This window comes from Ruegeria sp. BH8, assembly GCF_056538065.1.
In genome coordinates this window covers 31,040-54,910 of the sequence record NZ_JBQFSP010000015.1, presented here as the reverse complement: position 1 = coordinate 54,910, position 23,871 = coordinate 31,040, and the positions used below count along the sequence as shown (strand labels likewise).

Genomic DNA, 23,871 nt, shown 5'->3' with positions numbered 1-23,871 from the left:
TGACCTAAATTTCCTTGCGCGCCCGGAGCGCCGCCGTGATCGTCCCGTCATCCAGATAATCCAACTCTCCACCGATGGGCACGCCTTGCGCCAGTGAGGTCAGGCGCACCTGGCCTTCCAGCTGATCCGCGATGTAATGGGCGGTGGTCTGGCCGTCGACGGTGGCGTTCAGGGCAAGGATCACTTCGGTGATCCCTTCGGCCAGGACCCGATCCCTGAGGCGGGGAATGCGCAGCTCGTCCGGGCCGACCCCGTCCAGTGCAGACAGCGTGCCACCCAGCACGTGATAGCGGCCTTTGAAGACCCCTGACCGCTCCATCGCCCAGAGGTCGGCGACGTCTTCGACCACGCAGAGTTCGCCGGTCGCTCGGGCCTCGCTATTGCATATGTCACAGATATCCGTGGTGCCCACATTGCCGCAATTCAGGCATTCGCGGGCGGTGACGGCCACTTGCTGCATGGCGTCTGACAGGGGCGTCAGCAGCAGAGCGCGTTTGCGGATCAGGTGCAGCACCGCGCGGCGGGCCGAGCGCGGGCCCAGCCCCGGCAGTTTGGCCATCAGATCGATCAGATTGTCGATTTCGCTGTTCGTTCCCATGGCCTGTCCTGCTTTGCACCGGAGGAAGCCTCCGGCGGGAGTATTTGGGAAAAGATGAAGCTCAGAACGGTAGCTTGATGTCTTTGGGCAGGCCCATGCTTTCGGTCAGCTTGCCCATCTCTTCCTGTGAACGTTCGGCAGCTTTGGCCTGAGCGTCTTTGATGGCGGCCAGGATCAGGTCTTCGACCACTTCCTTGTCGTCGCCGTTGAAGATGGACGGGTCGATGTCCAGCCCCTTGAGTTCACCCTTGGCTGTGGCCGTTGCCTTGACCAGCCCTGCACCGGATTCGCCGACAACCATCATGTTGTTCAGCTCTTCCTGCATTTCGGTCATCTTGGTTTGCAGGTCTTGTGCGGATTTCATCATCTTTGCCATGTCGCCCAGTCCGCCAAGCCCGCCGAGTCCTTTCAGCATCAGTCGTCTCCTGTGTTTCTGTTTGGTTCTAAATACGGACCGCAGGCAGGTGGCACAAGAGGTCTCCCGCCTGTCCAGATCAGAGCGTCGCGGACCGATCATTTATGCGCCTGCAATCCCTCCCTCAGTTGCATGGTGGAGGGGCGTGAGTATGCCGGTTTCTTGAAACGTGGACCCACGGGCTGAGGCCTAATCCTCTTCGAACGGGTCCCATTCCTCTTCGACTTCGGGAAGGGCTTCGGTCACAACCTTGGCGGCGCGCTGCTCCGGTGTTTCGATCCGAATGATCTTTGCCTTGGGGAATTGCGTCAGCACGGCCTGAACCAGCGGGTGTTCTTCGGCCTCGGCTTTCAGGGCCAGCTCGGCCCGGTCCCGCACTTCCGCGATGGTCGCGGCATCCCCGTCCGAGACAATGGAGACGGCCCATCGATTGCCGGTCCAGCGTTGCAGGGCAGAGCCCAATCGCGACGCCAGATCCGACGGTGCCTGAGGTGTCTGGGTGAATTCGATCCGGCCAGGCTGGTACGACACAAGGCGCACGCCGCTTTCCACCTCGACAAGCAGTTTCACATCGCGGTTTGTGCGGATCAGTTCCACCACATGCCCGAAGGTTGGATAGCGGGCCAGGGCCGTCTGTGCATCCTGCGCCAGTGCAGCAACCGGTGCGCCACCCGCGCCGCGCGGGGGCGATGTATAGGCAGGCGGCGGGGTCGCGTTGGATTGCGTTGCCACCGGGGCCTGCCGGGACGGTGACATGCCCCCGCCCGGCCCGCCGGGTGGCGAAGGTGGGGCGTCTTGCAGCCGTTTGATCAGCTCTTCGGGGCTGGGCAAATCGGCGACATGCGTCAGTCGGATAACAGCCATTTCGGCGGCCATCATCGCGTTGGGCGCGGCAGAGACTTCCTCCAGCGCCTTCAGCAGCATTTGCCACATCCGGGTCAGAACCCGCATCGGCAAGGCCTCGGCCATGTGCTGGCCCCGTGTGCGTTCGTCGGGGGAAACCGTCGGGTCCTGGGCCGCGTCAGGTGTGATCTTTACGACGGACACCCAATGCGTGATTTCGGCCAGATCGCGCAGCACGGCCAGAGGGTCGGCGCCTTCCGCATATTGACCGCTCAGTTCAGTGAGCGCCCCTGCCGCGTCACCGCGCAGGATCATGTCCATCAGGTCCAGAACCCGTCCACGATCGGCCAGACCCAGCATCGCACGGACCTGATCTGCCGTCGTCTCTCCGGCCCCGTGCGAGATTGCCTGATCCAGCAATGAGGTCGCGTCGCGGGCCGATCCTTCTGCGGCGCGGGTGATCAACGCCAGCGCATCGTCGGCGATCTGCGCGCTCTCGGCCCCGGCGATCTTGCGCAGCAGGCCGATCATGTCTTCGGGCTCGATCCGGCGCAGGTCAAAGCGCTGACACCGCGACAGAACCGTGACCGGCACTTTGCGAATCTCGGTGGTCGCGAAGATGAATTTCACATGTGCGGGCGGTTCCTCGAGCGTCTTGAGCAGCGCGTTGAATGCGCTGGTCGAGAGCATGTGAACCTCGTCGATGATGTAGATCTTGTAGCGTGCACTGGCGGCGCGATAGCGGACACTGTCGATGATCTCGCGGATATCGTTGACGCCGGTACGGCTGGCCGCATCCATTTCCATCACATCGACATGGCGACCTTCCATGATTGCGACGCAATGCTCGCACTGACCGCAAGGCTCGGTTGTCGGTCCTCCGGTTCCATCCGGTCCGATGCAGTTCATGCCTTTGGCGATGATCCGCGCCGTGGTGGTTTTTCCCGTTCCGCGAATGCCGGTCATGATAAAGGCCTGCGCAATCCGGTCGGCCTCGAAGGCGTTTTTTAGGGTGCGCACCATAGCATCTTGACCCACCAGGTCGGCAAAGGTTTCCGGGCGGTATTTGCGGGCGAGAACCTGATAGGCGGGGCTTGGTGTGTCTGTCATGTCTTCTCGCTCGGATTCGGTGCTTCGGCACAGCGTAGTGGCGGCGGCACTCCGCGTCCACTGTGGGGCGTGATGATTTTTTGTTTCAGAAACGGGCTGGTTTCCAACTAAACTGGTCCAGCGGATTTAATGACTCATTTCTTAAAGAGTACCTTGGGGGAGGACGCACTTCATGTCGCAGCTGGTCATTTTTGCTCTGCAGGTCGGAGGCGGAACGCTTGCCCTTACTTCAATGCCCGGGCGTGGCGGGGATTACGTCGGCGATCTGGATATGATTGCGGCTTGGAAACCGGGCCTTGTGATTTCAATGACGACGGATGTTGAAATGCTTCAGGATGGCGCGCAGCACTTTGGCAGCGACATCCAAAGCCGTGCCAGCCGGTGGGTTCACCTGCCGATCGAAGATTTTGGAGCACCGACGCAGGCGGTTCAGAAGGCCTGGCCAGAGGTCAGCGCCACGGCCCGACATGCGCTGTCGGGCGGTGGCCGGGTTCTTGTGCATTGCCGTGGGGGGTGCGGCAGATCCGGGATGATTGTTCTGCGACTGATGGTTGAATGCGGTGAACGCGCCAGCGACGCACTGGACCGCCTGCGGGCCGTGCGCCCCTGCGCTGTCGAAACCGATGCGCAGCTGGCCTGGGCGTCCCGGATCACCCCGGCACAGGTGGAAGTGGGATCAAGCTGACAGCTGCTGGGGTGCGTAGCCGGTTTTCCGGGGCCGGATCGTTGAAACCTCGATCATGGCGCAAGGCGGGTTCGCGACAATGCCCGAGGGCAGCGTGCTGAATGTAGGTCCGAAGATCAAATCGGCATAGGCATCAAGGTCCCGAATTGCCGTATCAGGGTGCGCCCCGCAGAAAACGCGAACGCTGTCGGATCGCGCTCGGATCGTTGCCATGCACCCTTCCGCGCAATGTGACAGCGCGCTGTTGCCTTCAAATTCGAAATCTTCGCTGGTGGCCGAAACCGCCTGCGCCATGGCTTCGGAAATCGAGCGGGCCAGTCGCGCCAAAGCCGGGCAGGTATTGCCCGTCCGCTGGCACACAGTTGCGCTGTATTCGTGTGACTTTGTCTTCCAGATCATCCTGCGCCCTCCGCGCGTGGTGGGCTGGATATTGGGGCAGGTGGGACAGCATCTCGCTGTCAGGACCTGCCCGGACACCCCGCCCGAGTTTCGGTTTCAGTTCCGATGGCAGGTCTCCTGACTTGCGGGTCATTGCTCTGCCGACCTTCCCAGCCCGTGGGCCAGTGGTATTTCGGCATTGCTTACCGCTTACAGTTGCGGGGGCAGTCGCGGACTTGGTTGATATCTGTGTGACCAGACAAACCGCACCGTGTTCCCTTTTCATCCCGACCTCTTGTTGGGGCCGGAAACCATCACACAACCGCTAGCGCCTGATCGCGTTCCGAGTCAAGCCGATCTTTAGGCCGGACGTTTGGTCATGCTGGATGCGGTTTACGTTCCGGCTTAGTTTCGTCGGCATCGAAGGCAGGCAAACCATTGTTTCAGCGAAAGCCGGGGATCATGTTGGATACGGAACAGACGGTGTTGATCGAAGATTTCCGCTTTCCGTCAGGGTCCGTGACCTTGTCGGCACGGCTGTACCGGCCAGTGGGTGAGCCGGAAACCGTTGTCGTACTTAACAGTGCCACGGGTGTGCCGCGTGACTATTATCAACACTTTGCGCGATGGCTGGCTACCGAGCGGGGGATAGCTTGCCTGACCTATGACTATCGGGACTACGGGCTTTCTTTGGTCGGCCGCCTGAAAGACGCAACTGCAACAATGGCGGATTGGGCGTTGATCGATATGCCAGCGGCACGGGCCGAAATGCGCAGGCGGTTTCCAAAGGCGCAGCAGTGGACCATCGGCCATTCCGTCGGTGCGATGCTGGGGCCGGTGCAGCCGGATATCGACCAGATCGACCGAATGATCGGTGTGTGTTCGGGGCTGGTGACTTTGAAAGATCACCCATGGCCCTATCGGGGGTTGGCAGGGCTGTTCTGGTATGGCCATGCACCGCTGATGGTGCGGGCACTTGGCTATCTACCCGGCAAAGCAATCGGGTTTGGTTCGGACCTGCCCGCCTCGGTCTACTGGCAATGGCGCAAATGGTGTACAGCCCCTCTTAGCTACGTTCCCGAGATCGGGCAGAATTTGCCTGATGCGCATTGGGGCAGTTCTGGAACACCAGTGGATCTGTTCACGTTCGAAGATGACCAGATGGCTCCGCCCGAGGCGGTTTGGCGCCTTGCTGATTTGTATGGCCCCGAGGCCAGACGCCACCTTCTGAAGCCTGCTGAATTCGGACTGCCGGAAATAGGCCATATCGGAGCATTTGCCCGTCGCAATGCAGCGGTCTGGCCGCGCCTGATCGCCTGATCAGACGCGACGCAGGTTTTCCTAACACCTTGCAGTTATGGCCGTTTGCGAAGCTTCTTGTCCTGCATGACACCGCGCACCATCTTGCCGAACGCCTTGTCCCGCGCCCGCGATTGGGCAACGGTTTCCGAGTTTCGCTGATCTTCACGCCGCAGCTTGCGCCAGCGGTCCAGCCGCGCCGGATCAAGAACGCCTTCGTCGATTGCGTTCTGCACGGTACAGCCGGGCTCGGTCTCGTGCTGACAATCCGAAAAGCGACAGCTTTGGCCAAGCTCCGTGATGTCCGAGAACACGTTGTCGATCCCGTCCTGAGCGTCCAGCAAACGCAGTGCGCGCATTCCCGGCGTGTCGATCAGCCAGCCACCGTTACCCATCCCGTGCAACGCGCGCACCGTTGTCGTGTGTCTGCCCCGTGCGTCGTCTTCGCGAATTCCAGACGTGGCGAGGTTTTGATCCGTCATGGCGTTGCTGAGCGTCGTTTTACCTACGCCCGACGACCCGACCAGCGCGCCGGTCTGGCCTTTGGGGCACCATGCCAGAACCTTTTCGACATCTGCCGGGTCCAGCGCATTGATCGCCAGCACCGACAGAAAAGGGTCCAGAGATTGCACTTGTCCCGAGAAACTGCCGGGGTCATCCGACTGGTCAGCTTTCGTCAGGACGACGACCGGATAACATCCGGCCTGATGCGCCAGCGCCAGATAACGTTCCAGCCGAGGCAGGTTGAAATCGGCGTTGCACGAGCTGACGATGAACAACACATCGACATTAGCGGCAATCAGTTGTGTTGTGGCACCTGTACCGGCAGCCCTGCGTTGCAGCAGGCTGCGCCGGTCCAGAAGGCGACGTACGCGGTATTCGGCGTCCGCAAGAATCCAATCCCCGACGGCATATGAACCGGTCGGACTATCCGGTGTCAGCAAAGGGATTTCACCATTCGGGCTCAGCCCGATCAGACGGTCCCGATGAACCGAGGTAACGCGAAAGGGCGTGTCGGAAGGAAAAGCCGCGTGTTGCGCGGCAAAGTGAGAGGACCATCCCAGGTCCGAAAGCGTATAAGACATTTATCTGCCTGTTTTCAGAAACAGCAATGCCAACGGATGGCAATCGCGCATCCGCAGGTCGTGTGTTCAGGCAGTCCGGTGATTCCGGTGAATCAGAACCAGTCTGCCCGAAGGGTTTTCACTACAATCATAAAGCCCTCCTGCGGCTGTGGTTCACGAAGTGAGAGGTTGGACATCGACCCAAGCGGGGCTCGTTGTGGCTGCTTCCTTCCGGACCTGACCAGGTTGGCGAGGCGCTCGCCCGCGCCAACCTCTCGAGTCCGAGATATAGGGAAGGCATCGGGAAAAGACAACCCATCAGAGCGTCAGGCGAATGCGTTCAAATCCCCTGCCATCCGAGCCCAGCGACACGGGATCGAACCTGTGCAACTCATCCAGATATTTCAGGGCACCCGGACCTGTGCGAAGAATTGTTGTCACGCCCCGTTGCGGCATCAGCGAGAACGGGTAGGGCTGCGTGGCGATCGGGTCGGGCGGAAGGTGCTGCGCCAGGTAAACCTGCACAAGGTCCTTGATGCTCAGCGGTGGCAGGCTGATCAGCTCAGACGTTGTCGCATGCGGGAAATGCCCGCCTCCGCTGGCGCGGTAATTGTTCAGCGCCATAACGAACATCTGCTCCGGTCGTACGGGACGGCCTGCATATGTCAGATCGCTGATCCGCTTTTGGTCGGGGCGGATTATTTTCCCCTGCGCATCGTAACGAGGCGGCCGCGTGGGATCGATCTGATAAGACAGTCCAAACACGATGTCGAAATTGTATCCGGCCCGTTCAGGGTTGATCAGCTCGGGTTCGGAACCGGGCTTTAACTGGTTGAATACGCTGGCCGACATCTCCAACCAGTCCAGCAAATGCGCGCCGCTGATCCGGATTGCACGCAACTCGTTGGGAAACACATGCAGATCCGCGACATGGCGCAAACATATTTCTCCGGCGGGTACCTCGGTATAATGGCGCGGGCCTGAGCGTCCGCCGGATTTGGCAGGCGAAACAACCGACAAAATCGGCAGATCCGCCAGGTCTGGTCCCTGCAAAAACGGGCGCAGTGCGGCGGCTTGCGCCGCAGCTACAAGGGTCAGCCCGCGATCCGGCGCACAGCAACTGAAATAGCTGTGCAATGTATCCGGGATATGTGCCACCGGTGCGGCAACGGATTGACGGGTCATACGATGTGCCACCTCACACAAGCCCGCAATTTCACTGTCTTCCCCGACGGCTGTGCCGTTGCTGATAACCGGGCGCAGTTCGACGCAGCAATCCCGGATTTGCACTTTGCCGTCCGGCCCGGCGGTCACGGCCAAATCGATAACCCCCAGGTAAGAGCCCGCTGATCCCGGCATGACAACGGGTGTTCCATGTACCAGCCCCGTCAGGTGATCGACCATCGGGGTATTGGCATGGCCCTCTCCTGGAAGTGTCAGGTGAGTGTGCCCGGCCACAATGGCATCGATGCCTTTGATCGCGGCCAAGGGTATCACGGCGTTTTCCATCCCTGCCACCGGTTCGTTGCCCCCAAGGCCGGAATGAGCAAGCGCCACGATGATATCACACCCCTCGTCGCGCAATGTCTGCGTCAGGGACTTTGCCGCAACCAGGATATCCTCGACGACGATATCGCCATCCAGATTATGCGCCTCCCAACAGGCCGTTTGCGGCGGAAGAACCGAGAAGATGCCGATGCGAACGGGAATGTCTTCACCGTTCAAAGATACAGTGCGGTCCAGAACGGCGTATCGCTGCCAGAGCTGTGGGCCGCGCGTGCGATACAGGTTGCTGCAAACGACCGGACAGGGGGCTTGCGTCAGGATGTTGCCCAATGACACCAGCCCGAACCCGAAATCATGGTTGCCCAGCCCGATCGCGTCATAATCCAGGGCTTCGAACGCCTTCATCATCGGATGGGCAGTGCCACTCTTTGCCGCCCAATCGCCCATTGGGGTTCCCTGCAACGAATCCCCGTTGTCAAACATCAGCACCAGCGCGTCCTTGGCCTCTTGTCGGGCAGCGCGGATCAGGCTGGCAGTGCGCGTTAATCCAACCGTCTGGTCTGGCGTGTCAGTGTAATAGTCAAAACCGGTGAGGTTCATATGCAGGTCGGTTGTGGCCAGAATGCGAATTTTCCCAATGTCACCAATGGGCTGTACCTGCGTCGAGGAGGGGATCTTCACTTTGAGTATTCTGCTATTGAATGTGTGTATTGATTAAATCCATCAAAATTCACTCTAGATGATTTTTCCGAGGCCACCATGCGGCTTTTCAGCGGCAGGGTGGTGGATTTTCTATCCCTGAATAGCCATTGCAACACGGGCTGAGACGTGGCAGCCCTGTGCGCAAGACCAAAAGGAAATCCAATGAAAAACGCAGAGCAGGTAACCTTCGGGGGTTCGGGCCTTGATCGGGCGGCGCAGTATCGCGGAGATGCGGACAAGCTGGCCGAGGCGATGCACAACCCGGCCGCCCGCTGTGTCTTGCTGTGGCGTGGAAAACTGCTGGTACAGGGTGAGGGGCTGGACCAGCTTGCCATGATCCCGATGACGCACTCGCTGATCAGCAATGGTCCCGGTGGCGTCATTGAATCCCCGGTGTTTTTGGGTCTGAGCGCTGACAGCGCCCCCGTGTTTGCCGTTGATTTTTCCGCATGGACAGCCGAGGGGCTGGATCTGACCAGTCTGGGCGCCTTCGTGGACAAGTCCGAACAACAACACCCGGATTTACCGCAAGGCCACGTGTTTGCCGAACTGCGCCGGATCATGACACGGCTGTCGGCGCGCGACGCGGAACTGGCGGCAACGTCAAAGGCAATAATCGGCTGGCATGAAACGCATCGCTACTGTGCCCGATGTGGTGCCGCCAGCGAGGTGTCGCAGGGGGGATGGCAGCGCAGTTGCCTGTCCTGTGGCGGGCAACACTTTCCGCGCACCGATCCGGTTGTGATCATGTTGATCACGCATGGTGACAGCGTGCTGATGGGCCGGTCTCCGGGCTGGCCTGACGGGATGTTCTCCTTGCTGGCGGGATTTGTTGAGCCCGGCGAAACGCTTGAGGCAGCAGTGCGCCGCGAAGTGATGGAAGAGGCGGGCGTGCCGGTAGGTGCGGTTTCGTACCTGTCCAGCCAGCCCTGGCCGTTCCCGGCCTCATTGATGTTTGGATGTGCGGGTGAGGCGCTGTCACGCGACATCGTGATCGACCCGGTCGAGATAGAAGAGGCGATGTGGGTCAGCAAATCCGAAATGATGCAGGCCTTTGCCGGTGATCATCCTAGGCTATTGCCAGCGCGCAAAGGGGCAATCGCTCATTTTCTGCTTCAGAACTGGCTTGCAGATACTCTGGACTGAGGAAACATTAGCTCAGCAATAAAACAGCAAAGGTCATTATGCAGTTTTCAGCGCGCGAAGATATCGAGGCCCCCATCCAATCGGTGTTCGACATGGTGTCGGATTTCGAACGATTCGAGCGTATGGCAATGCGCCGTGGCATCGATGTGCGCCGTTTGGGCGGTGGCGCGGCGGTGACGGCCGGAACCGAGTGGAATACGGAGTTCAAACTGCGCGGAAAGCCGCGTCAGATGTCGGTGGTGATGACGGATTTCGACAGGCCTTCGCAAATGCGATTTGACGCTGCCAGCAAGGGTATCACCGGGTTCACGACCGTGGATTTTCTGGCCCTGTCCCCGCGCCGGACGCGCCTGAGCGTTGAAATGTCACTCGCCGCCAAGTCCCTGCCGGCACGGTTGCTGTTGCAATCCATGAAGCTGGGGCAGTCGAGGTTTCGCAAGCAGTTTCAGGTGCGTCTCAGCGAATTCGCACGCGAGTTGGAGCAGAGGCACCTGCATGGCGGGTAAGACACAAGATCGCACTGCAGGTGTGAAGGGATCGGACCACCTGAGTTTCAAATCGGCATCCGCCAGCGATGCCGAAGGGGTCGCTGGCGTCCTTCACGATCTGGTCCTGGCTGGCAAGCGGCGCAAAGCCCACGATGTCGATTTTGCCCTAAGGCACTATATTCGCCACCCGGATCAATTACGATGTACAATCGCAACGGACCCGAATGGTCACGTGCTCGGGTTCCAATCCCTGAAATATGCGGTCGAAAACAACCCCTACGGCGTGTCAGTGGGGTGGGGCGTGATTGGAACCCATATCCGACCATCAGCCGCCCGGCTCGGGATCGGGCGCGCACTTTTCGCGCACACTCTGGACGCGGCCCTAGCGCAGGGTCTCCCTGCTATCGATGCAACAATTGGCGCAGGCAATACTGAAGGTCTGGCCTATTACGAAGCCATGGGTTTCCGGACGTACCGCACACAAGATGGGTCTGTGTCAAAGGTCTACCGGATTAACCGCTAGAGAGCGACGATTCCAGGCGCAGCGGCACGAGACATGGGGGGCCACCGGCATTGCAAACAGCTTCGAAAAAACGGGCAACAACGAAACAAGCCCAAAGGAATGCCATGGCGAACCGTGATTATCCGCGCGGATGTGCTGCCGGATAGACGCCCAGAACCTCGACATTGGTCGTGAAATGCTCAAGCTCGTCCATGGCCAGCTGCACGTTGCGGTCTTCGGGATGCCCGACGATATCCGCGTAAAACTGCGTCGCGGTAAAGGAGCCGTCGACCATATAGCTTTCCAGCTTGGTCATGTTGATCCCGTTGGTGGCAAAGCCGCCCATCGCTTTGTAAAGCGCGGCAGGGATGTTGCGGACCTGAAACACAAAGCTGGTGATCATCCCGTGATCGCCCCGGCGGGACAAATCCGTTTCGCGCGACATGACAAGAAAGCGGGTCGTATTGTCGTCATTATCCTCGATATGGCGGGCCAGCACGTTCAGGTTATAGATCTCACCGGCCAGCTCGCTGGCCAGCGCGGCTGAATGCGGATTGCCTTCCTCGGCCACTTCGCGGGCGGCGCGGGCGTTATCGGGGCTGACGCGGCCGCGGATGCCGTGTTCCTTAAGGAAACCCGCACATTGCGGCAGCAGCACCAGATGCGAATGCGCCTCGGTTATGTCTTCCAGTTTTGCACCCGGCACGGCAAGAAGGTTGATATGAACCCGGACAAAGGCCTCATCGATGATATGCAGCCCGCTGTGGGGTAACAGCCGGTGAATATCGGCCACCCGCCCATAGGTCGTGTTCTCGACCGGAAGCATTGCCAGATCCGCATCGCCTGAGCGGACCGATTCGATCACATCCTCGAAAGTGCGGCAGGGCAGGGCTTCCATATCTGGCCGAGCGTTGCGGCAGGCCTCGTGACTGTAGGCGCCGGGTTCCCCCTGAAAAGCAATGCGATTGGTCATTTGGTCGATTCCATGCAACAAGTTCGCGATTTGGTCGTTTCGTCGCGGTGTCTATACCTTGCCTCTCGCAAGGGGAAGCCTTAGACAGCTGCCCAGACAGCTGAAATGGACTCGCGATCAATGTTCGACACGATGACAGTAACCAAGGCCGCCGCAGGCCTGTTCGGCACATTCCTGGTGCTGCTTCTGGCCAAGTGGGGGGCGGATGTCCTCTATTCTTCCGGTGGCCATGGCTCGGCTGAGGCCGCCTACATTATCGAAACCGAAAGCTCGGGCGAAAGCGCCGACGGTGAAGAAGTGGTCTTTGAGGACCTGCTGGCCGCCGCAGACGTCGAGAGCGGCGCAAAAGTGTTCCGCAAATGCACCGCGTGCCACAAGCTGGAAGACGGCGCAAACGGCACCGGCCCTTACCTGTACGGTGTGGTTAATCGCCCCGTCGCCTCGGCCAACGGCTTCACCGGTTACTCGGCCGGTATGCAGGCGCATGGCGGCAACTGGACACCCGAAGCGCTGGACGCCTTCCTGACCAAGCCCGGCAGCTATATCTCGGGCACATCGATGAGCTTTGCCGGCCTGAAAAAGCCGCAGGATCGCGCCGACGTGATTGCCTATCTGCAGACAATCGGCAACTGATTGCCTGACCGATCAGAACCATTCAAAGCCGCTGCCGCAACGCAGCGGCTTTTTTGTCTGAAGAAACCTTCACAAAGTGCTCACGCATTCTAAACTTGAATCTGCACGTGCTGGCACTTTAGCTAGCGGTTACGACATTGACGGTGACAATGACCGAGAGGATGAGCAATATGATATCCCTGATGCCTGCTGCACGTGATCTTGAGGTAAGGCCATGGGTTGGCATTTTGGGGCTCTGCGCCGCTCTGATTGCTCCGCATGCAGCACAGGCGCTGGATGAAGGCGTCACCCGCAGTCACGGGTATTCGTATTTCGGAAATCTGGATTACCCGGCGGATTATTCGCATCTGAATTATGTGAATCCCAACGCCCCCAAGGGTGGCGAGCTTTCGCTGGCAGCCTCTGGAACGTTCGATTCTCTCAACCCCTATTCACGCAAAGGGCGCGCCGGTGCGCTGACCACATTGCAATATGACCGTCTGTTTGAAAGTGCCGAAGACAGTGTGGGGCAGTATTACGGCGTAGTTGCGGAAAGTCTGGAATATGACGAAGGGCGCAACTATGTCATTTTCCATTTGCGCCCCGAAGCAACCTTTTGGGATGGCACGCCTGTCACAGCGGAAGATGTTGTCTACAGCCACCGTTTGTTCATCGAACAGGGCCTGCCGTCTTATGCGCAGGCCGTTGGCCGTATGGTGACAGGAGCCGAGGCGTTGGATGACCATACCGTAAAATTTACCTTCAATCCCGAAGTCACCCGCCGCAGCCTGATCGAAACCGTCGGCTCAACTCCTGTTTTCTCAAAAGCATGGTTCGAGGCGGATGAGACACGGCGACTGGATGAACCGCGGCTGGAAGTGGCGGTAGGCTCTGGCCCCTACAAGCTCGACAGCTACGACATCAATCGCCGCATCGTTTACAAACGCCGGGACGATTATTGGGGCAAGGACCTGCCTTTCAATGTCGGGCGCAACAACTTTGATACAATCCGGGTTGAGTATTTCGCCGATCAAACGGCAGCGTTCGAGGGTTTTAAGGCGGGTGAATACACATTCCGGATCGAAAGTGACCCTAAGCTTTGGGCGACCGGGTATGATTTCCCAAAGCTGGATGAAGGCACAGTTATTCGGGATGAGATCGCGGATGGCAGCCCGCCGACACCTTCGGGCTTTGTCTTCAACCTTGGAAAGCCGCAATTTGCCGACAAGAATGTTCGCAAGGCCCTGGCCCTGGCCTTCAATTTCGAATGGACGAACGAGTCATTGTTGTTCGGCCTTAACACGCCGCGGAATTCTTTCACGCAAGGAACCCCGATCGAGGCGCAAGGCCTGCCTGAAGGGGCGGAGCTGGCGTTCCTGCAGGCGCTTGGCGACGTTGTTTCCGAAGATGTCCTGACGGAACCCGCTGTTGTGGCGCACGAATCAAACCCTGCACGCCTGAATGACCGAAAAAACCTGCGCAAAGCTGCCAACATGCTGGATGAGGCAGGCTGGTCCGTCGGCGAAGGCAATATTCGTCGCAATGCCGAAGGGCAGACTTTGAAGGTGAATATTCCATATCCTTCAAACCTGCCGACCTCGACTGCAACGATGATCGAAACCTATGTCCAGAACCTGCAATCCATCGGGGTGGATGCCTCGACCGAGAAAGTGGATCCGGCGCAATACACGTTGCGCAGCCGCGAGCGGGATTATGACATGGTCTATTCCACGCGCTACGGATCGTTCTTGTCTACCGGGGGCGGTCTGAGCCAGATGTACGGATCGGAAGAAGCGGCCTTTAGCCTGTTCAATCCGGCAGGTCTGGCCAGCCCCTTGGTCGACGCAATCATCGAAGCGTCCTTTGAAACGGACAATCAGGCCGATCAGGACACGGCGTTGATGGCTTTGGATCGCGCCTTGCGGTACGAGTTTTTCGTAATCCCCGTGGGGTACATCGCAGAATACTGGACAGCATATTACGATATGTACGAATACCCGGAAAACCTGCCGCCCTATTCGCTGGGTTATCTTGATCTGTGGTGGATCAATCCGGAAAAACAGGCTGCGTTGAAAGCGAAAGGCGCGCTGCGATAACATGGGCGCCTATATACTAAGACGCTTATTGCTGATCATTCCGACCCTTCTGGGTATCATGATCGTCAACTTCACGCTGGTCCAGTTCGTACCTGGCGGGCCGGTCGAACAGATCATCGCGCAAATCGAAGGTCAGGGTGACGTGTTCGCCGGGTTCGCCGGTGGGGGCGATGCCGGAGCGGGTTCCGAACCGGCGGGCGGTGTCTTCGACGACAAATATGTCGGCGCACGCGGCCTTCCGCCCGAGTTTATTGCCGAACTTGAAAAAGAATTCGGCTTCGACAAGCCCCCGCTTGAACGGTTCGTGATCATGATGGGCAACTATCTGACGTTTGATTTCGGCGAGAGTTATTTCCGCTCGATCAGTGTGATCGACCTGGTGCTGGAAAAGATGCCGGTCTCGATCTCGCTGGGGCTGTGGTCGACCCTGATTGCCTATCTGGTCTCGATCCCGCTGGGTATTCGAAAGGCGGTCAAGGATGGATCGCAATTCGATACCTGGACAAGCGGGGCGATTATTGTGGCCTATGCCATTCCGGGCTTTCTGTTTGCGATCCTGCTGCTGGTGCTTTTTGCTGGCGGGTCATACTGGCAAATCTTCCCGCTGCGCGGCCTGACGTCGGACAATTGGGATAGCCTGAGTTTCTTTGGCAAGATCACGGATTATTTCTGGCACATAGCACTGCCGACGATTGCGCTGACGATATCTGCCTTTGCGACGCTGACCCTGCTGACCAAGAACTCGTTTCTGGATGAGATCAAGAAACAGTATGTCATGACCGCCCGTGCCAAAGGGCTGAGCGAGCGCAAGGTTCTCTATGGTCATGTCTTCCGCAACGCGATGCTGATCGTGATTGCAGGGTTCCCGGCCGTGTTCATCGGGGTGTTTTTTGGCGGGTCGATCATCATCGAGACGATCTTCTCGCTGGATGGTTTGGGCCGATTGGGGTTCGAGGCCGCCGTGGCCCGCGATTACCCGGTGATCTTCGGCACGCTGTTCATCTTCGGTCTGATGGGGCTGGTCGTTGGCATCATCAGCGACCTGATGTATGTGCTGGTCGACCCGCGCATCGATTTTGAAAAGCGGGAGGGGTAAATGGCTTTTTCCCCGCTAAACCAGCGCCGCTGGAGCAATTTCCGCCGCAACAGACGGGCCTTCTGGTCGCTGATCATCTTCGCGGTATTGTTCGGCCTGTCGTTGTTTGCCGAGTTCATCGCCAACGACAAACCCATCCTTGTAAAGTATCGGGGAGAGTACTTTACGCCGGTTTTCAACTTCTATGCCGAAACCGAATTTGGCGGTGATTTCCAGACCGAAGCGATCTATCGCGACCCCGAGGTTCAGTGCCTTATCGACAGCGGTGGATTGGAAGACTGTTTCGACGATCCCGAAGGCATCATCGAACAGATCGACGCCGGTACATTCCAGGCCGAGGGTTTTGAACGCGGCTGGTCGCTCTGGCCGTTGATCCCCTATTCCTTCAATACCTCGGTGGATCGGCCCGGCGCGGCGCCCCTGCCGCCCAACGGCCAGAACCTGCTGGGTACCGATGATACCAAGCGCGACGTGCTGGCCCGCGTGATTTACGGCTTTCGCCTTTCGATCCTGTTCACGCTGCTTGTGACGGGCGCGGCAAGCCTTATCGGGATTTTCGCGGGCGCCATACAAGGGTTCTTTGGTGGGTGGCTGGACCTGATCTTTCAGCGGATCATCGAGATCTGGTCCGCAACCCCGTCGCTTTATGTCATCATCATCATGTTTGCGGTGCTGGGGCGAAGTTTCTGGTTGCTGGTCGCGCTGATGATCCTGTTCAGCTGGACCGGGCTGGTTGGCGTGGTGCGCGCCGAGTTCTTGCGGGCGCGGAACCTTGAATATGTGCGCGCCGCGCGGGCGCTGGGCGTGGGCAACATGACGATCATGTTCCGCCATATGCTGCCCAATGCGATGGTGGCCACGCTGACCTTCATGCCGTTCATCGTCACCGGAACCATCGGCGGGCTGGCTTCGCTGGATTATCTGGGCTTTGGCCTGCCATCCTCGGCCCCCTCGCTGGGAGAGCTGACCTTGCAGGCCAAGCAGAACCTGCAGGCCCCATGGCTGGCCTTCACCGCCTTCTTCACCTTTGCCATCATGCTGTCGCTGCTGGTCTTCATATTCGAAGGCGTGCGCGATGCGTTTGATCCCAGAAAGACCTTCTCATGAGCTTGCTGGATGTGAAAAACCTCAAGGTCTCGTTCCGTCAGGATGGGCAGATCAACGCGGCGGTCAAAGGCGTGTCCTTCACCGTGGACCGCGGTGAAACCGTCGCGCTGGTGGGTGAATCCGGATCAGGAAAATCCGTGACGGCGTTATCGACCGTTTCCCTGCTGGGCGACAGCGCCTTGGTCGAAGGCTCGGTCACCTATGACGGGCAAGAGATGATTGGCGCCTCGGAACAGCGTCTGATGGATGTGCGGGGCAACGACATCAGCTTTATCTTTCAAGAGCCGATGACGTCGCTGAACCCTTTGCACACGATCCAGAAACAGATGGCTGAATCGCTGGCCCTGCATCAGGGTGTGGCTGGCGATGTGGCACGGGACAGGATTGTCGAATTGCTGACCAAGGTCGGTATCCGCGATCCTCAAGACCGGCTGGACAGCTATCCGCATCAGTTGTCAGGCGGTCAGCGGCAGCGGGTGATGATCGCCATGGCCCTTGCCAACAAACCGGACATCCTGATCGCGGATGAGCCGACAACGGCACTGGATGTGACCATTCAGGCGCAGATCCTCGAGCTGCTGGCTGAATTGCAGAAATCGGAAAACATGGGGATGCTGTTTATCACTCATGATCTGGGCATCGTGCGCCGCATCGCCGACCGGGTCTGTGTGATGAAAGACGGCGAGATTGTCGAGACCGGCGTGACGGCCGAGATATTCGAAAACCCGCAGCACCCCTATACCCGCAAACTACTGGCGGCAGAACCGTCGGGTCAGCCTGAACCCGTTGCCACAGATGCGGAAGAGGTCGCACGCACCGACCACCTTAAGGTCTGGTTCCCGATCCAGCGCGGGTTTCTGAAGCGTACGGTTGGATATGTGAAAGCGGTGAACGACGCGACCCTCAGCGTGCGCGCGGGTGAGACGTTGGGGATTGTTGGCGAAAGCGGGTCGGGCAAGACCACACTGGCACTGGCCATAATGCGGCTGATTGCGTCCGAGGGTGGCATCACCTTTCGCGATCAGGACGTGCGCAAATGGTCCACGCGGGAACTGCGCCGGTTGCGCAAGGACATGCAGATCGTGTTTCAGGACCCGTTTGGCAGCCTCAGCCCGCGGATGACCTGTCAGCAGATCATTGCGGAAGGTCTGGCCATTCACAAAGTCGACCCGGACCGTGCGCCACGCGAACTTGTGGCCGAGGTGATGACCGAAGTGGGGCTGGATCCGACAACGATGGATCGATACCCGCACGAGTTTTCCGGCGGTCAGCGTCAGCGCATCGCCATTGCCCGCGCGATGGTTCTGCGGCCCAAACTGCTGGTCTTGGACGAGCCGACCAGCGCGCTGGATATGACCGTTCAGGTTCAGATCGTCGATCTGCTGCGCAATCTGCAACAGAAATACGGGCTGGCCTATCTGTTCATCAGCCATGACCTGAAAGTGGTCCGGGCCATGTCGCACAACGTGGTCGTCATGCGCAACGGCGATGTGGTCGAAATGGGCGCGGCCGAGGATTTGTTCGAAAATGCCCAGACCGACTATACCCGCGAATTGATCGCAGCGGCGGGCTGAGAACAGCCCGCCCGGTGTCGCGCGTCAGGCGCTGGCTTTTTCCCGTGCAGATGACTGGGGCACAGGCCCGCGCAGTTCCTCGTAGTGATCAAAGCTCAGCTTGACCCACCCGGTCCCGCGCGTGGCACTGGCAAGGGTGCGGTGCAGTTCGTCCTCGGCAACGGCGGGCAACTGGGCGTTGAATATCTCCCAGCCCGTCGCATTCGGGTTGCCCTCAAATCCCAGAACCTGCCCCTGAAGGGTGCTGATCGTTGGTACGAGATCGCCCACAAAGGCCGAGGGTAAGTGTATCTCGGCGCTCAGGATCGGTTGCAGGACCACAGGTTTGGCTTGCGGCAATGCCTCGCGCACGGCGTTCTTGCCTGCGGTCCGGAAGGCATAATCCGAACTGTCCACATTGTGGTGTTTGCCATCGCTCAGGGTCACTTTGACATCAACCACCGGAAAGCCCTCGGGGCCTTGTTCCAATGCGTCCTTGGCCCCGTGTTCCACCGACGGGATGTAGTTCTTGGGAACGGCACCGCCCTTGACCACCTCATCGAACTGGAACCCCGATCCGCGCGGCAATGGCGCAACCGAAATCACCACATCTGCGAATTGCCCCGCGCCGCCGGACTGTTTGCGATGGCGATGGCGATGCTCAACCGTTGTGCGAATGGTTTCGCGATAGGCGGTTTCCACCTGTTCCGCCTCGATCTCGATCCCGAAATCCTCGGCCAGCTTGGCGGTCACGCGGCGCATATGTTGCGGTCCCTGCGAGCCCAGAATCGAATGACCGCTCATCTCATCCTGTTGCAGGTGCAGGCCCGGATCGATTTCGGCCAGACGGCTCAGGGCGTTTGACAGGCGCACATCGTCCCGCTCATGCGCGGGCGAGACGACCTGACGATGCGCAACCGGATGAGAAGACGCCCATTCCGGCAGTTCCGTCGCAGAAGAACTGTCATAAATGTATCCGGGGTTGAGGTGATCGGATTTGACTGCCAGTCCGATCTGCCCGGCCTCCAGCGTAGCGATCTGGGTCTTGGCGTCCAGAGTTGTCAGGTTGCCGACCGTTTCACCGCCCAACGCCTCATGCGCTTTTACCCCGTCCCCAAGGCCGCGCAGAACGATGATCTTTCCGATATGCTTTTTGACATCCGCAAAGCCCGCGATGGCACGGGCGCTTTCGGCGGCCTCGTCCCGTCCGGCGGCGATATCAAACTCGGGGGCCTCATGACGCAGCGCTTTCATCAGGCGCGTCAGCCCGTTGCCGTGGCTTGCGGCGCCCAGACAGGCGGGGATCAACTGATGATTCTGCAGAACTTGCGCGGCCAGCTCATAAACCTCATCGCTTGGGGGCTGTTTGTCTTCAATCAATTGTTCCAGCAGGTGATCATCGAAATCGGAAAGCGTCTCAAGCAACTCGGTCCGGGCTTCCTGCTCGCGATCCTCGACAGATTTGGGTAGCTCAATCAGGGCCGACGGCTGGCCCTCCTGATATTTCCACGCCCGTTCCGAGATCAGATCGACCGCGCCGATGATCGTGTCGCCCTCGCGGATCGGAACCTGACGCAGGGCGATGTGGTGCGTGCAATAGGTTTGCAGCGCCGCGATGATGTCGCGGATGCGGCCATTGGGGTTATCCATGCGGTTGATGAAAAGAAAACAGGGAATGGCCGCCTCTTCCACCAGCCGAAGATAGGGCGCGCACAGCACGGCGGCATTTGGATCGGGTGGTACCACGATAACGGCAGCATCCGAGATTGCCATGGCAGGGCCGACATAAGCGAGGGAATCGCCACCCCCATCCACGTCGACCGCGCACCAGGGCTCGTCCAGGTAAGAAAAACCGTGCAAGTGCACGGTTCCGGAAACATCGAATGTGGTCGGGCGCCCGTCGAGGCGGCTGATGGCCTCCACTAGGGTAGATTTGCCCGACTGGCTGGGCCCGAGGACGGTGAATACGCGCATGAGTGTTGTCCCTCTTTCAGGTTGCAGAATGGCTGCACGAAAAGGGCCGTCCGACGCAGTCGCGTCAGCTAGGACTGTCTGTAATTTGCCCGCCTCAGGCCGCAGGGTGAAACATCACCCCACAGCTTGAGTGTGGGAAAAACCGCAGGCGTGCGTCAAGCCCCCGATGTGTTTTGTGCTTTACGGGCTGAATGTTGCCCGCAAAAAGAGAGGTCAGATCGCCGAGCTGTGCCCGGCTTTGCTGAGGTCGTATGCGTCAAAGCTGCGGGCAACCATCCGGGTCAGCGCGCGCGCCTCGGGGGGGATAAACAGCCCCTCGTCGCTGATTTGCAGCAGCCCGTCGAATGAGGCGTTGGCGGCACGATACATCTCGTTCAGCGCTGCGGCCGAGATATCGTGATCGCGCAGGATTTCAGCCGAATCGATCCGGAAATCGCACATCAGTGCTTCGATCAGACGAGCGCGCAGAATGTCCTGACCTTTGAACAGGTGCCCGCGGGATGTCGAGAACTGCCCGTTGCGAATGGCCTTGGTATGAGCAGACGTAGCCGGGGCATTCTGCGCATAGCCTTGTGGAAAGCGCGAGATCGAGCTGGCCCCGACACCGATCAGCACATCGGCCTGATCGTCGGTATAACCCTGAAAGTTCCGCTTCAGACGACCCGCGCGCAGGGCATGGGTCAGCCCGTCATCCTGCGTGGCAAAATGGTCGATGCCGATCTCGGCGTAGTTGTCCCACAGGAACAGGCGGCGGGCGGTGTCGAACAGTTCCAGCCGTTGTTCGGGCGTTGGCAGTGCGTCCGACGGGATCAGTTGCTGCCGTTTGGCCATCCACGGCACATGGGCATACCCATAAAGCGCCACGCGATCCGGGTTGAGCGACAAAAGCTTCTGCACGCTTTCCGTCATCCGGGCCTTGGTCTGATGCGGCAGCCCGTAAAGGATGTCCGCGTTCAGGCTGGCAATGCCACGTGCGCGGATCATGTCGATTGCATCGCGCGTGGTATCGTAGCTTTGAATGCGGCCAATGGTTTTCTGGATTTCATCGTCGAAATCCTGCACCCCGATCGAGGCACGGTTCATGCCTGCCTCTGCCAGCGCATCCAGACGTGCCTCGTCAATCTCGTTCGGATCGATTTCAACCGAGAATTCGGCATCCGGCCCCATGGGGACGATCCCCAGAATGTGCTGTGCCAGATCGCGCATCAGCTGGGCATTCAGCAACGTTGGCGTACCGCCGCCCCAGTGCAGGCGCGACAGGACCACACCCGCGGGCAGACGCGCCGCCAGCAGGTCCAGCTCGGCTTTCAGAACATCCACATAGGCAATCACCGGATTGTCGGTTTGTGTGCCTTGCGTTCTGCAGGCGCAAAACCAGCACAGCCTGCGGCAGAACGGGACGTGGATATAAAGGGATATGGCGCTGCCGGGTTTGATTCCCGAAATCCAGTCGCCAAACATGTCCGCCCCCACGTCATTGTTGAAATGGGGCGCTGTGGGATAGCTTGTGTAACGCGGTACTTTCGCGTCAAAAAGTCCAAGCTTTGCCAATTGTGGTTTCACTATCATGACGATACCCTTAGGGGGCAGGCGACTTAGGTGCTTTGACGGAGATCAAGTGGAAACGCAGATGACAATAAAAGCACAGTTCGATCACTCAAATTGCGAAGACTGCCCGATACGACATCGCGCGGTCTGCGCCCGCTGTGACGCGGACGAGCTGGAAGCGCTTGACGGCATTAAATATTACCGCAGTTTCGAAGCGGGTCAGACCATCATCTGGTCGGGCGACCAGATGAACTTCGTCGGCTCGGTCGTATCGGGAATCGCATCGCTGACGCAAACCATGGAAGACGGGCGCACCCAGATGGTCGGTCTGCTTCTGCCCAGCGATTTCGTCGGTCGCCCGGGGCGCGACGTTGCGCCTTACGATGTGCAGGCGACAACGGATGTCGTGATGTGCTGTTTCCGCAAGAAACCATTCGAAGAGCTGATGGACGAAACGCCTCACATCGCGCATCGCCTGCTGCAGATGACATTGGACGAGCTTGACGCCGCCCGCGAATGGATGCTGGTTCTGGGTCGCAAGACAGCGCGCGAAAAGATTGCCAGCCTGATTTCGATCATTGCCCGGCGGGATGCGTCGATTGGTCAAAAGGGCCTGTCAGGACCGATCGTGTTCGATCTGCCCCTGACCCGAGAAGCCATGGCGGATTATCTGGGACTTACGCTTGAGACGGTCAGCCGCCAGATTTCAGCTCTGAAAAAGGACGGTTTGATCTTACTGGAAGGCAAACGTCACGTGACCATCCCCGATCTTGGGCGACTCATGGAAGAAGCAGGCGACGATTCCGATGGCGGGTTTCTGGTCTGACCAGTCTTTCGTTCGGCAGAGTTCGCTTACCGCGACCAGCCGGTCGGTTCACGTACTAACATAGGAGTGTGGCATGGGGTTCAGCAGTCTGTTGGCAATGCTGTTCATTGGCGCAATCGCCGGATGGCTTTCGGGAAAGATCATGGAAGGCCGTGGGTTCGGCCTGATCGGCAACATCATCGTCGGCATCGTAGGCGCGTTCCTGTCGGGCATGATTTTTCCGGCGCTTGGTTTTTCCGTTGGAGGGGGCCTGTTCTCGTCGATCCTTTTCGCGACAATTGGGGCGGTGATCCTGTTGTTCCTGATCGGCCTCATCCGCCGGGGGTGAAAAAGCCGCCTGTCGAGGCGGCTTTTTAACTTGATTGGGTCAGTGCGCCAGGAACACCGGAACCGAGGATTGTTCCAGCATGTTCCGGGTCGCCCCTCCCAGAATGGCTTCGCGAAAGCGGGAATGGCCATAAGCGCCCATCACGATCATGTCCGATTCGGTATCCGTCGCGTGGCGATTAAGGATATCCGAGACTCGGGTCATGGTCTTGCTGAGCACGTCGATCTCGCATTTGACACCATGACGGGCCAGCATCTGGGACAGCATCCCACCCGGGTCTGACCGGTCCGGCCCATGCTGTGGCGGGTCGATGACCACAATACGGACGATCTCGGCCTGTTTGAGGAAGGGCAGGGCCCGCCGGATGGCGCACATGGCCTCGACGCTTTCGTTCCAGGCGATCATGATGTTGCCCGGCGCTTTCAATGGCGCGCCGCTGTCGGGAACTACAAGAACCGGGCAATGTCCTTCGAACATGGCCGCTTCGATAATGGGTTCGGCCTCGGCCCCCCGACCATCACCATACGGATGCGGCAGGATCACAAGGTCGGAAAACCGGGCCCGGTGCGCGACGTGGCGCCCGATATCAGCAATCTGTGCAACGCCGTGTTCGGCGGACCAGCGTACGCCGGATTTGCCGAGATAATCATTGGCAAAGGTCAGCAAATCCTGTGCCTCGGCATTGGCCCGGTTCAGCGTTTCCTGAACGATCAACGCATTGGCACCCGCATAATAATAACCTGTCTGACTGCGATCGACACCCAGACACAGGACTTCGGCATGGGCATCCTGAGACTCGGCCAGGGCCACAATCTGCGCCAAAGCAGCCTGTGCAGTCTGCGTTTCGGTCATGACTGTGAGAAGAGATTTATACGCCATTTTGACCTCATGTTTCGGGCAATTGGTCTCATGTGACCTGTTAGCCCTTTTCTACTACCATGCGTGTCATAGAAAACGCTGGACTGTCTTGATACAGATCAAAGCAATGAAGGTGGCCGTGCTTCAGAACGGCAGCCAGTCAA

The 23,871-nt window shown here is 59.1% G+C and carries 22 protein-coding genes, 1 other RNA gene and 1 riboswitch; of the genes, 12 read left to right on the top strand and 11 right to left on the bottom strand.

Features of this window, described 5'->3' with window-relative positions:
- Positions 1–4 precede the first annotated feature (4 nt).
- The 3 genes from recR to ACR0AD_RS18460 all read right to left on the bottom strand — a co-directional run bounded on the left by recR (position 5) and on the right by ACR0AD_RS18460 (position 2,966).
- Complete coding sequence (recR, locus tag ACR0AD_RS18470) at positions 5–598, bottom strand: recombination mediator RecR (protein WP_209598291.1); 594 nt, start codon at positions 596–598, stop codon at positions 5–7.
- 61 nt (positions 599–659) lie between these two features.
- Positions 660–1,013 (bottom strand): YbaB/EbfC family nucleoid-associated protein, encoded by a 354-nt coding sequence (locus ACR0AD_RS18465; protein ID WP_209507712.1) that lies wholly within the window; start codon positions 1,011–1,013, stop codon positions 660–662.
- Between the two features lie 189 nt (positions 1,014–1,202).
- On the bottom strand, positions 1,203–2,966 hold the full coding sequence (locus tag ACR0AD_RS18460) for a DNA polymerase III subunit gamma/tau (protein WP_480484673.1): 1,764 nt from the start codon (positions 2,964–2,966) through the stop codon (positions 1,203–1,205).
- Between the two features lie 172 nt (positions 2,967–3,138).
- Between ACR0AD_RS18460 and ACR0AD_RS18455 the strand changes: the two genes are divergently transcribed.
- The gene (locus ACR0AD_RS18455; RefSeq protein WP_480488864.1) at positions 3,139–3,651 is read left to right on the top strand and encodes a protein-tyrosine phosphatase family protein; all 513 of its coding nucleotides are present in this window, start codon (positions 3,139–3,141) and stop codon (positions 3,649–3,651) included.
- On the opposite strand, the gene ACR0AD_RS18450 is transcribed toward ACR0AD_RS18455, so the two are convergent.
- On the bottom strand, positions 3,643–4,050 hold the full coding sequence (locus tag ACR0AD_RS18450; RefSeq protein ID WP_480484675.1) for a hypothetical protein: 408 nt from the start codon (positions 4,048–4,050) through the stop codon (positions 3,643–3,645). The two genes, ACR0AD_RS18455 and ACR0AD_RS18450, sit on opposite strands and share 9 nt — an antisense overlap.
- Positions 4,051–4,140: 90 nt before the next feature.
- A riboswitch (cobalamin riboswitch) is annotated at positions 4,141–4,359 on the bottom strand.
- A 132-nt stretch (positions 4,360–4,491) separates the two neighbouring features.
- On the opposite strand from ACR0AD_RS18450, the gene ACR0AD_RS18445 reads away from it, so the two are divergent.
- Positions 4,492–5,349, top strand: coding sequence for an alpha/beta hydrolase family protein (locus tag ACR0AD_RS18445; RefSeq protein ID WP_480488866.1), 858 nt, complete (start codon positions 4,492–4,494; stop codon positions 5,347–5,349).
- Between the two features lie 35 nt (positions 5,350–5,384).
- Here the strand turns inward: ACR0AD_RS18445 and rsgA are convergent, their stop codons facing one another.
- The 3 genes from rsgA to ACR0AD_RS18430 all read right to left on the bottom strand — a co-directional run bounded on the left by rsgA (position 5,385) and on the right by ACR0AD_RS18430 (position 8,579).
- Positions 5,385–6,413, bottom strand: coding sequence for a ribosome small subunit-dependent GTPase A (gene rsgA, locus ACR0AD_RS18440; protein WP_480488868.1), 1,029 nt, complete (start codon positions 6,411–6,413; stop codon positions 5,385–5,387).
- 158 nt (positions 6,414–6,571) lie between these two features.
- Positions 6,572–6,670: signal recognition particle sRNA small type (gene ffs, locus ACR0AD_RS18435), an RNA gene on the bottom strand.
- A 40-nt stretch (positions 6,671–6,710) separates the two neighbouring features.
- Positions 6,711–8,579 (bottom strand): bifunctional 2',3'-cyclic-nucleotide 2'-phosphodiesterase/3'-nucleotidase, encoded by a 1,869-nt coding sequence (locus ACR0AD_RS18430; RefSeq protein ID WP_480488869.1) that lies wholly within the window; start codon positions 8,577–8,579, stop codon positions 6,711–6,713.
- Between the two features lie 183 nt (positions 8,580–8,762).
- Here ACR0AD_RS18430 and nudC point away from each other — a divergent pair, with 183 nt between their 5' ends.
- Genes nudC through ACR0AD_RS18415 form a run of 3 tightly spaced genes read left to right on the top strand, consistent with a single transcriptional unit; the run spans position 8,763 to position 10,757 of the window.
- Positions 8,763–9,746 (top strand): NAD(+) diphosphatase, encoded by a 984-nt coding sequence (nudC, locus tag ACR0AD_RS18425; RefSeq protein ID WP_480488871.1) that lies wholly within the window; start codon positions 8,763–8,765, stop codon positions 9,744–9,746.
- A 38-nt stretch (positions 9,747–9,784) separates the two neighbouring features.
- The gene (locus ACR0AD_RS18420) at positions 9,785–10,252 is read left to right on the top strand and encodes an SRPBCC family protein (protein WP_267363541.1); all 468 of its coding nucleotides are present in this window, start codon (positions 9,785–9,787) and stop codon (positions 10,250–10,252) included.
- Complete coding sequence (locus tag ACR0AD_RS18415; protein ID WP_480488873.1) at positions 10,242–10,757, top strand: N-acetyltransferase family protein; 516 nt, start codon at positions 10,242–10,244, stop codon at positions 10,755–10,757. The genes ACR0AD_RS18420 and ACR0AD_RS18415 overlap by 11 nt, the downstream gene beginning before the upstream one ends.
- A 118-nt stretch (positions 10,758–10,875) precedes the next feature.
- Here the strand turns inward: ACR0AD_RS18415 and ACR0AD_RS18410 are convergent, their stop codons facing one another.
- Positions 10,876–11,709 (bottom strand): prephenate dehydratase, encoded by an 834-nt coding sequence (locus ACR0AD_RS18410; protein WP_209507731.1) that lies wholly within the window; start codon positions 11,707–11,709, stop codon positions 10,876–10,878.
- 120 nt (positions 11,710–11,829) lie between these two features.
- On the opposite strand from ACR0AD_RS18410, the gene ACR0AD_RS18405 reads away from it, so the two are divergent.
- From ACR0AD_RS18405 to ACR0AD_RS18385, 5 genes are all read left to right on the top strand, one after another.
- Positions 11,830–12,342: a c-type cytochrome gene (locus ACR0AD_RS18405; protein ID WP_209507801.1), complete on the top strand. Its 513-nt coding sequence runs from the start codon at positions 11,830–11,832 to the stop codon at positions 12,340–12,342.
- A gap of 170 nt (positions 12,343–12,512) precedes the next feature.
- Complete coding sequence (locus ACR0AD_RS18400) at positions 12,513–14,417, top strand: extracellular solute-binding protein (RefSeq protein ID WP_480488875.1); 1,905 nt, start codon at positions 12,513–12,515, stop codon at positions 14,415–14,417.
- Position 14,418: 1 nt separating this feature from the next.
- Positions 14,419–15,513: a microcin C ABC transporter permease YejB gene (locus tag ACR0AD_RS18395; protein ID WP_267363536.1), complete on the top strand. Its 1,095-nt coding sequence runs from the start codon at positions 14,419–14,421 to the stop codon at positions 15,511–15,513.
- Positions 15,514–16,620: an ABC transporter permease gene (locus ACR0AD_RS18390; RefSeq protein ID WP_480488877.1), complete on the top strand. Its 1,107-nt coding sequence runs from the start codon at positions 15,514–15,516 to the stop codon at positions 16,618–16,620.
- Positions 16,617–18,194, top strand: a complete 1,578-nt coding sequence (locus tag ACR0AD_RS18385) for an ABC transporter ATP-binding protein (protein ID WP_480488879.1) — start codon at positions 16,617–16,619, stop codon at positions 18,192–18,194. Before ACR0AD_RS18390 ends, ACR0AD_RS18385 begins: the two co-directional genes overlap by 4 nt.
- Positions 18,195–18,218: 24 nt before the next feature.
- On the opposite strand, the gene ACR0AD_RS18380 is transcribed toward ACR0AD_RS18385, so the two are convergent.
- Both ACR0AD_RS18380 and hemN read right to left on the bottom strand, forming a co-directional pair.
- Positions 18,219–20,147: an elongation factor G gene (locus ACR0AD_RS18380; RefSeq protein WP_480488881.1), complete on the bottom strand. Its 1,929-nt coding sequence runs from the start codon at positions 20,145–20,147 to the stop codon at positions 18,219–18,221.
- Between the two features lie 213 nt (positions 20,148–20,360).
- A complete protein-coding gene (gene hemN, locus ACR0AD_RS18375; protein ID WP_480488883.1) occupies positions 20,361–21,716 on the bottom strand; it encodes an oxygen-independent coproporphyrinogen III oxidase in 1,356 nt (451 codons plus the stop codon).
- 61 nt (positions 21,717–21,777) lie between these two features.
- Here hemN and fnrL point away from each other — a divergent pair, with 61 nt between their 5' ends.
- Together fnrL and ACR0AD_RS18365 are read left to right on the top strand one after the other, a co-directional pair.
- Positions 21,778–22,521, top strand: a complete 744-nt coding sequence (fnrL, locus tag ACR0AD_RS18370) for a transcriptional regulator FnrL (protein WP_267363531.1) — start codon at positions 21,778–21,780, stop codon at positions 22,519–22,521.
- A 73-nt stretch (positions 22,522–22,594) separates the two neighbouring features.
- Entirely contained in the window at positions 22,595–22,849 is a 255-nt protein-coding gene (locus tag ACR0AD_RS18365; protein ID WP_209598278.1) for a GlsB/YeaQ/YmgE family stress response membrane protein, read from the top strand.
- A 39-nt stretch (positions 22,850–22,888) separates the two neighbouring features.
- Here ACR0AD_RS18365 and ACR0AD_RS18360 read toward each other — a convergent pair whose 3' ends face one another.
- A complete protein-coding gene (locus ACR0AD_RS18360) occupies positions 22,889–23,728 on the bottom strand; it encodes a universal stress protein (protein WP_480488885.1) in 840 nt (279 codons plus the stop codon).
- Between the last annotated feature and the right edge of the window lie 143 nt (positions 23,729–23,871).

Coding starts and splice junctions, on each gene's coding strand:
- recR (WP_209598291.1), bottom strand. CDS start 598: ATGGGAACGAACAGCGAAATCGACAATCTGATCGATCTGATGGCCAAA.
- ACR0AD_RS18465 (WP_209507712.1), bottom strand. CDS start 1,013: ATGCTGAAAGGACTCGGCGGGCTTGGCGGACTGGGCGACATGGCAAAG.
- ACR0AD_RS18460 (WP_480484673.1), bottom strand. CDS start 2,966: ATGACAGACACACCAAGCCCCGCCTATCAGGTTCTCGCCCGCAAATAC.
- ACR0AD_RS18455 (WP_480488864.1), top strand. CDS start 3,139: ATGTCGCAGCTGGTCATTTTTGCTCTGCAGGTCGGAGGCGGAACGCTT.
- ACR0AD_RS18450 (WP_480484675.1), bottom strand. CDS start 4,050: ATGATCTGGAAGACAAAGTCACACGAATACAGCGCAACTGTGTGCCAG.
- ACR0AD_RS18445 (WP_480488866.1), top strand. CDS start 4,492: ATGTTGGATACGGAACAGACGGTGTTGATCGAAGATTTCCGCTTTCCG.
- rsgA (WP_480488868.1), bottom strand. CDS start 6,413: ATGTCTTATACGCTTTCGGACCTGGGATGGTCCTCTCACTTTGCCGCG.
- nudC (WP_480488871.1), top strand. CDS start 8,763: ATGAAAAACGCAGAGCAGGTAACCTTCGGGGGTTCGGGCCTTGATCGG.
- ACR0AD_RS18420 (WP_267363541.1), top strand. CDS start 9,785: ATGCAGTTTTCAGCGCGCGAAGATATCGAGGCCCCCATCCAATCGGTG.
- ACR0AD_RS18415 (WP_480488873.1), top strand. CDS start 10,242: ATGGCGGGTAAGACACAAGATCGCACTGCAGGTGTGAAGGGATCGGAC.
- ACR0AD_RS18410 (WP_209507731.1), bottom strand. CDS start 11,709: ATGACCAATCGCATTGCTTTTCAGGGGGAACCCGGCGCCTACAGTCAC.
- ACR0AD_RS18405 (WP_209507801.1), top strand. CDS start 11,830: ATGTTCGACACGATGACAGTAACCAAGGCCGCCGCAGGCCTGTTCGGC.
- ACR0AD_RS18400 (WP_480488875.1), top strand. CDS start 12,513: ATGATATCCCTGATGCCTGCTGCACGTGATCTTGAGGTAAGGCCATGG.
- ACR0AD_RS18395 (WP_267363536.1), top strand. CDS start 14,419: ATGGGCGCCTATATACTAAGACGCTTATTGCTGATCATTCCGACCCTT.
- ACR0AD_RS18390 (WP_480488877.1), top strand. CDS start 15,514: ATGGCTTTTTCCCCGCTAAACCAGCGCCGCTGGAGCAATTTCCGCCGC.
- ACR0AD_RS18385 (WP_480488879.1), top strand. CDS start 16,617: ATGAGCTTGCTGGATGTGAAAAACCTCAAGGTCTCGTTCCGTCAGGAT.
- ACR0AD_RS18380 (WP_480488881.1), bottom strand. CDS start 20,147: ATGCGCGTATTCACCGTCCTCGGGCCCAGCCAGTCGGGCAAATCTACC.
- hemN (WP_480488883.1), bottom strand. CDS start 21,716: ATGATAGTGAAACCACAATTGGCAAAGCTTGGACTTTTTGACGCGAAA.
- fnrL (WP_267363531.1), top strand. CDS start 21,778: ATGACAATAAAAGCACAGTTCGATCACTCAAATTGCGAAGACTGCCCG.
- ACR0AD_RS18365 (WP_209598278.1), top strand. CDS start 22,595: ATGGGGTTCAGCAGTCTGTTGGCAATGCTGTTCATTGGCGCAATCGCC.
- ACR0AD_RS18360 (WP_480488885.1), bottom strand. CDS start 23,728: ATGGCGTATAAATCTCTTCTCACAGTCATGACCGAAACGCAGACTGCA.